Origin of the sequence: Paracoccus zhejiangensis, assembly GCF_002847445.1 — a bacterium.
GTDB classification, from domain to species: domain Bacteria; phylum Pseudomonadota; class Alphaproteobacteria; order Rhodobacterales; family Rhodobacteraceae; genus Paracoccus; species Paracoccus zhejiangensis.
Genome location: NZ_CP025430.1, coordinates 952,476 through 964,397, shown reverse-complemented (window position 1 = coordinate 964,397; position 11,922 = coordinate 952,476). Strand labels below are relative to the sequence as shown.

8 protein-coding genes are annotated in these 11,922 nt (G+C 66.9%); 5 read left to right on the top strand and 3 right to left on the bottom strand.

Annotated features, from left to right (window positions below; translation table 11 throughout):
* Window positions 1-6 precede the first annotated feature (6 nt).
* The 5 genes from CX676_RS04825 (at window position 7) to CX676_RS04805 (ending at window position 8,044) form a co-directional block, all read left to right on the top strand.
* Window positions 7-978 carry a 2-hydroxyacid dehydrogenase gene (locus CX676_RS04825; RefSeq protein WP_101751610.1) on the top strand — a complete coding sequence of 324 codons (972 nt, stop codon included), beginning with the start codon at window positions 7-9 and terminating at the stop codon, window positions 976-978.
* Window positions 978-3,614 carry a phosphoenolpyruvate carboxylase gene (locus CX676_RS04820; protein WP_232816584.1) on the top strand — a complete coding sequence of 879 codons (2,637 nt, stop codon included), beginning with the start codon at window positions 978-980 and terminating at the stop codon, window positions 3,612-3,614. Before CX676_RS04825 ends, CX676_RS04820 begins: the two co-directional genes overlap by 1 nt.
* Before the next feature lie 21 nt (window positions 3,615-3,635).
* Window positions 3,636-4,931: a serine hydroxymethyltransferase gene (gene glyA / locus CX676_RS04815; RefSeq protein ID WP_101751609.1), complete on the top strand. Its 1,296-nt coding sequence runs from the start codon at window positions 3,636-3,638 to the stop codon at window positions 4,929-4,931.
* Between the two features lie 85 nt (window positions 4,932-5,016).
* Window positions 5,017-6,591 (top strand): Re/Si-specific NAD(P)(+) transhydrogenase subunit alpha, encoded by a 1,575-nt coding sequence (locus tag CX676_RS04810; RefSeq protein WP_101751608.1) that lies wholly within the window; start codon window positions 5,017-5,019, stop codon window positions 6,589-6,591.
* Window positions 6,592-6,601: 10 nt separating this feature from the next.
* Window positions 6,602-8,044, top strand: coding sequence for an NAD(P)(+) transhydrogenase (Re/Si-specific) subunit beta (locus CX676_RS04805; protein ID WP_101751607.1), 1,443 nt, complete (start codon window positions 6,602-6,604; stop codon window positions 8,042-8,044).
* A gap of 85 nt (window positions 8,045-8,129) precedes the next feature.
* On the opposite strand, the gene CX676_RS04800 is transcribed toward CX676_RS04805, so the two are convergent.
* The 3 genes from CX676_RS04800 to CX676_RS04790 all read right to left on the bottom strand — a co-directional run bounded on the left by CX676_RS04800 (window position 8,130) and on the right by CX676_RS04790 (window position 11,727).
* Window positions 8,130-9,047, bottom strand: a complete 918-nt coding sequence (locus CX676_RS04800) for an invasion associated locus B family protein (protein ID WP_101751606.1) — start codon at window positions 9,045-9,047, stop codon at window positions 8,130-8,132.
* 458 nt (window positions 9,048-9,505) lie between these two features.
* The gene (gene galE, locus CX676_RS04795; RefSeq protein WP_101751605.1) at window positions 9,506-10,516 is read right to left on the bottom strand and encodes a UDP-glucose 4-epimerase GalE; all 1,011 of its coding nucleotides are present in this window, start codon (window positions 10,514-10,516) and stop codon (window positions 9,506-9,508) included.
* Complete coding sequence (locus tag CX676_RS04790; protein WP_101751604.1) at window positions 10,513-11,727, bottom strand: glycosyltransferase; 1,215 nt, start codon at window positions 11,725-11,727, stop codon at window positions 10,513-10,515. The genes galE and CX676_RS04790 overlap by 4 nt, the downstream gene beginning before the upstream one ends.
* Window positions 11,728-11,922 lie beyond the last annotated feature (195 nt).

Below are 11,922 nucleotides of genomic sequence, written 5' to 3'. Positions count from 1 at the left end.
GCCAAGATGGCGCAACAGAAAGTTCTGCTGACCCGGCGCTGGCCCGAGGCGGTCGAGGCCCGGTTGGGTGAGGTCTTTGACCTCACCGTCAACCGCGCCGACAAACCGCTGGATGGCGACCAGCTGCGCACGGCGCTGGCCGATTACGACGCGGTGCTGCCCACCGTCACCGACCGTTTCTCGCCGCAGGTCTTCGACGTGCCAAAGACCCGCGCCAAGATCCTCGGCAATTACGGCGTGGGTTTCAGCCATATCGATCTGGGCGCGGCCACGGCCAGCGGTATCACCGTGACCAACACGCCCGACGTGCTGTCCGAATGCACCGCCGACATCGCCATGACGCTGATGCTGATGGCGGCGCGGCGGGCGGGCGAGGGCGAGCGCGAGCTGCGCAGGGGCAAATGGGCCGGCTGGCGGCCGACCCATATGGTCGGCAAGAAGGTCTCGGGCGCGACCCTTGGCATTGTCGGCTTCGGCCGCATCGGTCAGGCCATGGCGCGCCGCGCGCATTTCGGCTTCGGCATGAAGATCGTCGTGGTCAACGTCCCTGCCGTCGCCCCCGAGGTGCTGGCCGAATATGACGCCCGCCAGGTCGACACACTGGACGAGCTGTTGCCGCAATGCGATTTCGTCTCGCTGCATTGCCCGGGCGGGGCCGAGAACCATCACCTGATGAACGCCCGCCGGCTGGGGCTGATGAAGCCTGACGCCTTCCTGATCAACACCGCGCGGGGCGAGGTGGTGGATCAGCAGGCACTGGCACAGGCGCTGTGGTTCGGCACCATCGGCGGGGCGGGGCTCGACGTGTTCGAGGGCGAGCCGATCATCCCCTACGAGCTTCTGGGTTCGGACAACCTGGTGATGCTGCCGCATCTGGGTTCGGCCACGCGCGAGACGCGCGAGGCGATGGGCTTCCGGGTGCTGGACAATCTGGTCGATTTCTTCGAAGGGCGCGACCCCCGCGACAGGGTGAACTGATGTTCCCGGCGCAAATGGTCATCCAGCCCCCGCCTGTCGAGGACAGCGACGATTATGCAACCCGGCTCCGGGCCGGGCTGCAGGATCTCTGGCGCGAGGTGCTGTTGCGCCGCGCCCCCCGCGTCGCCGGCGATCTGGATGCCGGCCGCGCCATCGCCATCCCGCGTGACAATGGCGCGGTGCCCTATCTTCAGGCGTTCAACATCTGGTTCCAGCTTCTGAGGATCGCCGATGACAACGCCGCCATGCGCGAGCGGCGCAAGGCCGAGACCGATCTGGGCGCCGCCTCGGTGCCGGGCAGCTTTGCCAAGGTGCGCGAGGAACTGGGCGCGGCGGGTCTGTCAGGCGGGCAGGGCGGTCTGGTCGTCGGCCCGACTCTGACCGCGCACCCGACCGAAGCCAAGCGCGTCACCGTGCTGGAGATCCACCGCCGCATCTATCGCACGCTGGTGGCGCTGGAAACCCAGCGCTGGACCCCGCGCGAACGGGCGCAGCTGACCGATGACCTGCAAAGCGAGATCGACCTGCTGTGGATGACCGGGGAGCTGCGGCTGGAACGGCCGACCCTGTCGGATGAAATCGAATGGGGCATCCAGTTCTTCCGCGACAGCATCTTCGACACCATCCCGATCCTCTATGACCGCTATGTCGCGGCGGGTTTCGCCCCCGAGACCATCCCGGCCATCCGCTTTCACAGCTGGATCGGCGGCGACCGCGACGGCAATCCGAATGTCACCACCAAGGCCACCGCCGAGGCGATGGCCCGCAACCGCGCCGCGACGCTGGAGAAATATTCCGCCGTGCTGCTCGATGCGGCGGCGCGGATCAGCATCAGTTCCTCCATCGTCACCCTTCCGCCCGAGGATCGCATCGCGCTGGAGGCGCTGGTGGCCGAGACCACCGGCGGGCAGGGCCGCAATCCCGGCGAGATTTTCCGGCAGGCGCTGACCGTGATCCGCGACCGCATCGAGGCGATGCGCGAGGGGCGCAGCGGTTATCGTGACGTGAACGAGTTCATCGGCGATCTGAAGCTGGTGGAACAGGGGCTCGAGTCCATCGGTGCCGAACACCTGTCGCACCGCCATGTCCGCCCGATCCGCTGGCAGGCGCAAAGCTTCGGCTTCCGCATGGCGGTTCTGGACGTGCGGCAGAACTCGACCGTGACGACCGATGTGCTGTCGGAAATCTGGTCCCGCGACGGCGCGACCGCGCCCGACTATGGCAGCGTCGACTGGTCCGCCCGGCTGCGCGCCGAATTGGCGAGTCAGAGCTTGCAGGAGATCGATCCCGCCACGCTCAGTGACCAAGGGGCCGAGCTTATCTCGCTTCTGCGGCTGATGCGCGACACCCGCGAAAGCGTGGACCGCGAGGCGGTGGGTCCGTTCATCCTGTCGATGACCCGCTCGACCGACGACCTGCTGGGCGTCTATCTGCTGGCCCGCTATGCTGGTTTTGGCGCCGAGACGCTGGACCTGCGCGTGGTGCCGCTGTTCGAGACCATCGCCGACCTGCGCGCCGCGCCGGGCATCCTTGCCGATTTCCTCGACGTGCCGCTGGCGCGCCGCAGCATCCGCAAATCCGGCGGCGACCGGCTCGAGGTGATGCTGGGCTATTCCGACAGCAACAAGGATGGCGGTTTCCTCTGCTCGACATGGGAGCTGGAAAAGGCGCAGCGTGGCATTCTGCGGACCTTGGCGAATTACGGGCTGACGCCCGCCTATTTCCACGGTCGCGGCGGCTCGGTCAGCCGGGGCGGTGCGCCGACCGAACGCGCCATTGCCGCGCAACCGCCGGGCACGGTGGCCGGGCAGATGCGGATCACCGAACAGGGCGAGGTGGTCTCGGCCAAATACGCCAATCGCGGCTCGGCGCTGAACAGCCTCGAGGTGCTAGCCTCCTCGGTCCTGCTGCACAGCGCCGGCGGCCGCAAGGCGGCGGTGATGCCCGAGTTTGACGATGCGCTGGAAGGTCTGGCCGGCATGTCGCAGACCGCCTATTCCACGCTGCTGCACCGTCCGGGCTTCGTCGAGTATTTCCAGCAGGCGAGCCCCGTCGAGGAACTGGCGATGCTGAAGATCGGCTCGCGCCCGGCGCGGCGGTTCGGGGCGAAATCGCTGGCTGATCTCAGGGCGATCCCCTGGGTCTTCGCCTGGTCGCAGAACCGCCACCTGATCACCGGCTGGTACGGTTTCGGCACCGCCATCGGCAGCTTCCGCAAGATCCGTGGCCGGGATGGCGACGAACTTCTGGCGCGCATGTTCCAGAAATCGCCGCTGTTCCAGCTGATGGTCGACGAGGTCGAGAAATCGCTGTTCCAGGCCGATATGGAGATCGCCACCCGCTATGCCTCGCTGGTCGAGGATGCGGCGATCCGCAGCGCCATCCTGGACGACATCCAGTCCGAATACCGGCGCAGCACACAGGCGGTGCTGTGGCTGACGCAGACCGACACGCTGGCCCTGCGTTTCCCCAACATGCGCGAGCGTTTCGACCGGCTGCGCGCGCCGATGCTCGATATCCACGCGCTGCAAGTCGATCTACTGCGCGAGGTCCGCAGCCAGGGCGCGCCAAAACTGTCCGTCCCATTGCTGCAGACCATGAACTGCATTGCCACCGGCCTCGGCTGGACCGGCTGACCGATCACCAAGGAGAACCCCATGAACATCACCACCATCGAGACCGCCTCGACCAGCGACCGGCTGGCCCGTCGCGACCCCGAGATCTACCGCGCAATCCGGCTGGAACTGGGCCGCCAGCGCGACGAGATCGAGCTGATCGCCTCGGAAAACATCGTCTCGGAAGAGGTGCTCGAGGCACAGGGCTCGGTGCTGACGAACAAATATGCCGAGGGCTATCCCGGGCGGCGTTATTACGGCGGCTGCGAGTACGTCGATATCGTCGAGGATCTGGCGATCGCCCGCGCCAAACAGATGTTCGGCTGCGAATTTGCCAACGTCCAGCCGAACTCGGGCAGCCAGGCCAACCAGGGCGTGTTCACCGCGCTTCTGAAACCGGGCGATACCTTCATGGGCATGAACCTCGCCTCGGGCGGGCACCTGACACATGGCGCGGCACCGAACCAGTCGGGCAAATGGTTCAACCCGGTGCAATACGGCGTGCGCGAGGCCGATTGCCGCATCGACTACGCGCAGGTGGCGGACCTCGCCGAGGAGCATCGCCCCCGGCTGATCATCGCCGGCGGTTCGGCCATTCCCCGGATCATCGATTTCGAGAAGTTCCGCGAGATCGCCGATAGCGTGGGCGCCTACCTCATGGTCGACATGGCGCATTTCGCCGGGCTCGTCGCCGGCGGCCAGCACCCTTCGCCCTTCCCCCATGCCGATGTGGTGACCACGACTACGCACAAGACCCTGCGCGGCCCGCGCGGCGGCATGATCCTGACGAATTCCGAGGAGATCGCCAAGAAGGTCAATTCGGCCATCTTCCCGGGCATCCAGGGCGGTCCGCTGATGCATGTCATCGCTGCCAAGGCCGTGGCCTTCGGCGAGGCGCTGCAGCCCGAGTTCAAGGCTTATGCCGCGCAGGTGGTGAAGAACGCGCAGGCCTTGGCCGATGGGTTGTTGCGCGGCGGGCTCGACATCGTCACCGGCGGCACCGATACCCATGTCATGCTGGTCGACCTGCGCCCCAAGGGGGTCAAGGGCAATGCCACCGAGAAGGCGCTTGGCCGGGCGAACATCACCTGCAACAAGAACGGCATCCCCTTCGACACCGAAAAGCCGACCATCACCTCGGGCGTGCGCCTCGGCACCCCCGCCGGCACCACGCGCGGCTTCACCGAGGCCGAGTTCCGCCAGATCGCGGCCTGGATCATCGAGGTGGTCGATGGCCTTGCCGCCAACGGCGAAGAGGGCAATGCCGCCGTCGAGGCGAAGGTGAAGGCCGAGGTCACGGCGCTCTGCGCCCGCTTCCCGCTTTACCCCGACCTGTGAGCCCGGACCCGGCGCGCGGCTAGGGCTGGCGCGCCGGCCCCATTCACACCTGACAGAACCGAGGCGGCAGCGAGAAGGAAGCCGGATGAAGATTGGTGCCTTGAGAGAGACCCAGGAGGGCGAGGCGCGCGTTGCGGTGACACCGTCGTCTGCGGCGCATCTGCAGAAGCTGGGGCATGAGGTATATGTCGAGGCCGGGGCCGGGAAGGCTGCGGGTTTTTCGGACGAGGATTACCGCCGCGCCGGCGTGACGGTCGAGGCTTCGGCTGCCGACCTGATCGGCGCGGTGGATGTGGTGGCCAAGGTGCGTCCGCCGTCCGAGGGCGAGATCGGGCAGATGCGCGAGGGCCAGACGGTCATCTCGTTCTTCTACCCGGCCCAAAGCGCCGCGCTCTTGGAACAGGCCAAGGACCAGGGCGTCACCGCCATCGCCATGGACATGGTGCCGCGGATCAGCCGGGCGCAGAAGATGGATGCGCTGAGCTCGATGGCCAATATCGCCGGCTACCGCGCGGTGATCGAGGCGGCGAACAATTTCGGTCGCTTCTTCACCGGGCAGGTGACGGCGGCGGGCAAGGTGCCGCCGGCCAAGGTGCTGGTCGTCGGGGCAGGGGTCGCGGGCCTCGCCTCGATCGGGGCTGCCGTGTCGCTTGGCGCGCAGGTCTATGCCTTCGACGTGCGGCCCGAAGTGGCCGAGCAGATCGAGTCGATGGGGGCCGAGTTCGTCTATCTCGACTTCTCCGAGGCGCAGACCGACGGCGCCGCGACGGGTGGCTATGCCGCGCCCTCGAGCCCGGAGTTCCGCGAGGCGCAGCTGGCCAGGTTCCGCGAACTGGCGCCGCAGATGGACATCGTCATCACCACGGCGCTGATCCCGGGCCGCGATGCGCCGAAGCTCTGGACCGCCGACATGGTGGCGGCAATGAAGACCGGTTCGGTCATTGTCGACCTGGCCGCCGAGCGCGGCGGCAACTGCGACCTGACGGTGCCGGATGAGCGCATCGTGACCGAGAACGGTGTCGTCATCATCGGCTATACCGATTTCCCCAGCCGCATGGGGGCGCAGTCCTCCGAGCTTTACGGCAACAATATCCGCCATTTCATGGCCGACCTGACGCCGAAGAAGGACGGGGTCATCGCCCATAACATGGAGGATGACGTGATCCGGGGCGCCACGGTGACCCATGACCACGCCATCACCTACCCGCCGCCGCCGCCGAAGATCGCGGCCATCGCGGCGCAGAAGCCGAAGGAGAAGAAGAAGGAGCTGACGCCCGAGGAGCGCCGCGCCGCCGAGGCCGCCGCCTTCAAGGCCGAGACCCGCAGCCAGCTGATGCTCTTGGGCGGGGGCGGCCTGCTGCTCTTGCTCATCGGCCTCGTCGCGCCGGCCAGCTTCATGTCGCATTTCATCGTCTTCGTGCTGGCCTGTTTCGTGGGCTTCCGGGTGATCTGGAACGTCGCGCATTCGCTGCACACGCCCTTGATGGCGATCACCAACGCGATCAGCTCGATCATCATCCTGGGCGCGCTGATGCAGATCGGCTCGGGCTCCTGGCTGGTGCTGATCCTCGCGGCGCTGTCCGTGCTGATGGCCGGGGTCAACATCTTCGGTGGCTTCATGGTCACCCGGCGCATGCTCGCCATGTTCCAGAAATCGTAAGGAGGGGATCATGGAATACGGATTCACCACTGCCGCCTACGTGGTTGCCGCCATCCTGTTCATCCTCTCGCTCGGCGGGCTGTCGGGACAGGAAAGCGCCAAGCGGGCGATCTGGTACGGCATCGTCGGCATGGCGCTGGCGGTTGTCGCCACGCTGTTTGGCCCGGGTTCGGGCAACTGGCTTCTGTCGCTGATCATGATCGCCGCCGGTGGCGCCATCGGCTGGGTCGTGGCCAAGCGGGTACAGATGACCGAGATGCCGCAGCTGGTCGCGGCGATGCACAGCCTTGTCGGCCTTGCCGCGGTCTTCGTCGGCTTCAACGCCCAGCTGGAGATGGGCCGGGTGATGCGCGCGCTGCGCGACGGCTCGACCGAGCAGTTCCGCGGCTTTGCCGAGGTCCTGACCCACAAGACCCCGGCGGAACTGAACATGCTGCAGATCGAGGTCTTCCTCGGCGTGTTCATCGGCGCGGTGACCTTCACCGGCTCGATCGTGGCCTTCGGCAAGCTGGCCGGACGGATCAGCGGCACGCCGAAGAAGCTGCCGGGCGGGCATTTCCTGAACGCCGCCGCGGCGGCTGCTTCGCTGGTCCTCGGCCTGCTCTACTGCGCCGATATCGGCCCGGGGGTGTTCTGGCTGGTCCTGATCATGCTTCTGGCCTTCTTCATCGGTTATCACCTGATCATGGGCATCGGCGGCGCCGACATGCCGGTGGTGGTGTCGATGCTGAACAGCTATTCGGGCTGGGCGGCGGCGGCGATCGGCTTCACCCTGTCGAATGACCTCTTGATCGTGACCGGGGCGCTGGTGGGTTCTTCCGGTGCGATCCTCAGCTATATCATGTGCAAGGCGATGAACCGCAACTTCGTCAGCGTGATCCTCGGCGGCTTCGGCGGCGAGACCGGGCCGGCGGCCGAGATCTCGGGCGAGCAGGTGGCGATCGATGCCGATGGCGTGGCCTCGGCGCTGAACGAGGCCGACTCGGTCATCATCGTGCCGGGCTATGGCATGGCGGTGGCGCAGGCCCAGGGGCCGGTCTCGGAACTGACCCGCAAGCTGCGCGCGGCCGGGAAAGAGGTGCGTTTCGCCATCCACCCGGTGGCGGGGCGTCTGCCCGGGCACATGAACGTGCTCCTGGCCGAGGCCAAGGTGCCCTATGACATCGTGCTGGAGATGGACGAGATCAACGAGGATTTCCCCTCGACCGATGTCGTGATCATCATCGGCTCGAACGACATCGTGAACCCGGCAGCGCAGGACGACCCGAACAGCCCGATCGCCGGCATGCCGGTGCTCGAGGTCTGGAAAGCCAAGCAGGTCTTCGTCAGCAAGCGCGGCCAGGGCACCGGCTATTCCGGCATCGAGAACCCGCTGTTCTTCAAGGACAACACCCGCATGTTCTACGGCGACGCAAAAGACTCGGTGAACAAGTTGTTGCCGGTGGTGGAGTAGGCGGGGCAGCACCACGCGATGTGGCCTAAGAAAAAAGCCGCGCCCGGTGGGGCGCGGCTCTCTGATCTCAGACCGCTGTTGCGGATCAGTTGGCCGGGGCGGCCTCGCCTTCAGCCGGGGCCTCAGCGGCGGGCGCTTCGGCAGGGGCTTCGGCGGCAGGGGCGGCTTCGGCCTGTGCGGCCAGCTGTTCCTGCGCCTCCTTGGCAATGCCCTCGAGCTCGGTGAAGGCGGCGGTGAAGCCCGCGAGCGACATCGGCAGCTCGACCGGGTTTTCCGGATCACCGGCGAAGGGCAGCAGCGAGACGGTGGCGGCATTGCCGCGCTTGAGGCCGTTCAGGCCCGCCGCGTCGAAGCCCATGCGCGAGACGCAGCCGACCGGGGCACAGAAGTTGAACGGATAGCCACGGGGGGCGGCGCTGTCGATCTTGAGGCCAAGACCGCGCACCAGGTCGGTTTCCAGCGGCGCGACGATGGTGGCGCCGGCGGCGGCCTCACCCTGGCTCAGCGGGATCATGGTGACCTCGGCGACCGAATTGCCCTCGCCGTCTTTCAGAAGCTGGTAGAGCTCGCAGGGATCGGGCTGGCCTTCCTGGGCCTTGATGCAACGGATGGTCCAGTCGCCATGGGTCGCCTTGAGGTAATAGGCGCCGACCTGCGGCTCGGCCGAGGCGGCATCGGCTGCCGGAGCTTCCGCGGGTGCGGCTGCGGCATCTGCGGCAGGTGCAGCAGCGGCATCGGCCGCGGCGGCTGCATCCGCAGCAGGGGCCTCGGTGGTGGCGTCAGTCGCCGCCTCGGTTGCCTCGGCCGTGGCGCCATCGACCGCGGCCTCGGCCTGTTCCGCTGCGGCGGGTGCTTCGGCGCTCGCGGCAGCGTCGGCTGCCGGCGCGGCGGCTTCCGGCGCTGCGGTCTCGGGCTGGGTGGTCGGCGCCGCTTCCTGCGCCAGAGCAGGCCCCGCCATCAGCAGGATGGCGGCCAGTAGGGCCGAAGAACTCTTGTAAGCCATGGTGGATTTATTCCCTTTTCCAGAACTTTGAACGCGACTTACCACGGGATTTCCTGAATGTCAGCGCGCATCGCGCGCGGCCCGGGTCACCATGCGTTGAACCCGATCCGGCCCGGGGGCGCAACGCGAAATGCCGCCGGTGCGGGTCGGACGGGCTGCAAGCCGCCCAAAACTAAAAGGGCCGCGACAATGCCGCGACCCCTCTCACGCTGTGTGGCGTGTCTCCCTGCCGGACTGGCCGGTCATCATTGAGCCGCAAGCTAGTCCCAGGGGCGTGATCCGTCAACAGGTCAAACAGACATGTGCGATCACAAAAAAGGCCGCGCCCGAGGGCGCGGCTAGTCCAACAGGGAGGAAGAGTCGTGACCGGCAGGTGCTGGCCCCGACCCCTTGATCATAGCAAGGAAAGGTTAACAGTTCCCATTAAATTCGCGCGTTGCGTGTATTCGGTGGCGAAATTATGCTTTTGCGCGCATGAAGGCCCAGTTGCTGGCGCACATCGAGGCGAGATCACGGGTCGCGCGAAAGCCCAGAAGCTGCTCGGCACGACCAGTATCGGCATAGGAAATGGCCGCGTCACCGGCGCGGCGCGGGGCGATCTCGGCGCGAATCGGCTGGCCCGAGACTTTTTCATAGCAGTCGATCACCTCGCGCACCGTATGGCCGCGGCCGGTGCCCAGGTTGACCAGGTGGCTGCGCTCGCTCTCTGGTTGCAGCAACCGTTCCAGCGACAGGACATGGCCGCGTGCCAGGTCCTCGACATGGATATAGTCGCGGATCGCGGTGCCGTCGGGGGTGGGCCAGTCGTCGCCGAAGATCATCAGCTTCTCGCGCCGACCCGCCGCGACCTGCGCGATGACCGGTACGAGGTTGCCGGCGGGCTGGCCCGGATCCTCGCCGATCAGGCCAGACCCATGCGCGCCGACCGGGTTGAAATAGCGCAGGATGCCGAGGGCGAAATCCGGGTTGGCGCGGCGGACGGCAGCCAGGAAGTCCTCGCCGACGAGCTTGGTGCGGGCATAGACATTCTGCGGCCGGACCGGGCTGTCCTCGGTCACCGGCATCACCTCGGCCTCGCCATAGACGGCGGCGCTGGAGGAGAAGACCATGCGGCTGATGCCATGGGCCTGCATCGCGCGGACCACGTTGACCAGCCCGCCAACATTCACGTCGTAATAGCCGACCGGATCGGCCTCGCTGCCCGGCACGCTTTTCAGTGCGGCGAAATGCACCACCGCATCGAACCTGCCGCCATCCATCGCCTTTTGCACGGCGATGCTGTCGCGGATATCGGCCTCGATCACCGGGGTCGGGCGGCCGGTGATCCGGGCCAGCCGCTCGGGCACGTCGCGATGGGCATTCGCAAAGCTGTCGAGGATGATCGTCTCGAAACCGGCCTCGACCAGCGCGACATAGCTGTGCGAACCGATGAAGCCGGCGCCGCCGGTCAGCAGGACACGTCCGGTCATCCGCCCCCCTTCAGACCCTGCGAGAACAGTTCGGCGAGCTTTGCGGCCGAAACGTCAACATCGTGGCGGGCAACGACCCGCGCCCGCGCCGTCTGACCCATCTGCGCGAGGTCACCGGGATCGGTCGCGGCGGCGGCCAGCATCACCTCGGCCAGCGCATCGGCATCGCCGGCCGGCACCAGCCATCCCTCGGACCCGGGGCGCACCAGCTCGGGGATGCCGGCGATATAAGTGGCGATGATGGGCCGCGCCCGAGCCATGGCCTCCATGATGACCACCGGCAGTCCCTCGGCGAAACTGGGCGCGACAAGGGCATGGGCGCTGTCGATGGCGGCTAGGACGCCGGCCTCGTCCTGCCAGCCGAGGATGCGGACCGCGTCACCCATGCCCTCGGCGGCGATCATCGCCTCGATTGCTGGCCGCAACTCGCCATCGCCGACAAGCGACAGGCGCAGCGAGGGTTCGCGCCGCCAGGCAGGTGCAAAGCCGCGGATCAGGAGGCCGAACCCCTTCTGCTCGGCGAAACGGCCGACGGCGACCATGTGGAAGGGACCCGGGGGCAGGGGCAGGGGATCGGCCCAACGGCTCAGGTCCAGTCCGCAATGGACGACCTTTACCTTGGCCCAGTCTCCCGCCGATGCCCAACGATACATCTGCGACCGGCCATAGCTGCTGACGGTGGCGCAGAATCCGGCCGAGGCCAGCTTGCCGCCCAGATGCAGCCCCACGGGATTGTCGAATTCCTCGGGACCATGTACGGTGAAACTGTAGCCCGGCCCGCCGAGAATATTCACCAGTCGCGCGATTTCGGCGGTGTTGGTGCCGAAATGGGCGTGCAGGTGGCCGGCCGGTTCGACCTCGAGCCAGTCCATGATCCGGCAGGCATGGGCGACATAGACCATGTGATAGGGCCAGGGTCGCACGCCGTTCCGCGACATGGCGCTGGCTGCGCGGAACGCGCGCCACAGCCCACGCGGATCGCGGCGCAAACGGCGCCACACCGACCCCGCCAGCGGCCGCAGACCGCCCTGCAGGGTATAGGAGGTGCGCGCCTGTTCGTCGCGATCCTCGGGATCGACCACTTCGGCATCCCAGCCACGCAGCGCCATCCGATGCACGCTGACTCCCTGACGTTCCAGCGCAAGGATCTCGCGACGGATGAAACTGTGGCTGACCTTGGGATACTGGTTAATCAGGTAGGCGACGCGCATGGGGGCTTTCCGGCGGGGTTGGGCTACAGTTTCCCAGCCCGCCCGGGCGGTCAAGGACTTCACCGCGAAAGCCCGCCGGGAAATGTCGAAATCGTCAAGGCCGGGCGCCGTGACGGGCTTCTGCGCGTCAAGGCTTCACCTGCGCGGCGGAAGTCTGGCATAAGCGGCTGAAAGACGACAGGGAAGGACAGGCAG

What these genes read in the sequence shown, in the direction of transcription:
- CX676_RS04825 (WP_101751610.1), top strand. Translation starts at nt 7, where the DNA reads ATGGCGCAACAGAAAGTTCTGCTGACCCGGCGCTGGCCCGAGGCGGTC.
- CX676_RS04820 (WP_232816584.1), top strand. Translation starts at nt 978, where the DNA reads ATGTTCCCGGCGCAAATGGTCATCCAGCCCCCGCCTGTCGAGGACAGC.
- glyA (WP_101751609.1), top strand. Translation starts at nt 3,636, where the DNA reads ATGAACATCACCACCATCGAGACCGCCTCGACCAGCGACCGGCTGGCC.
- CX676_RS04810 (WP_101751608.1), top strand. Translation starts at nt 5,017, where the DNA reads ATGAAGATTGGTGCCTTGAGAGAGACCCAGGAGGGCGAGGCGCGCGTT.
- CX676_RS04805 (WP_101751607.1), top strand. Translation starts at nt 6,602, where the DNA reads ATGGAATACGGATTCACCACTGCCGCCTACGTGGTTGCCGCCATCCTG.
- CX676_RS04800 (WP_101751606.1), bottom strand. Translation starts at nt 9,047, where the DNA reads ATGGCTTACAAGAGTTCTTCGGCCCTACTGGCCGCCATCCTGCTGATG.
- galE (WP_101751605.1), bottom strand. Translation starts at nt 10,516, where the DNA reads ATGACCGGACGTGTCCTGCTGACCGGCGGCGCCGGCTTCATCGGTTCG.
- CX676_RS04790 (WP_101751604.1), bottom strand. Translation starts at nt 11,727, where the DNA reads ATGCGCGTCGCCTACCTGATTAACCAGTATCCCAAGGTCAGCCACAGT.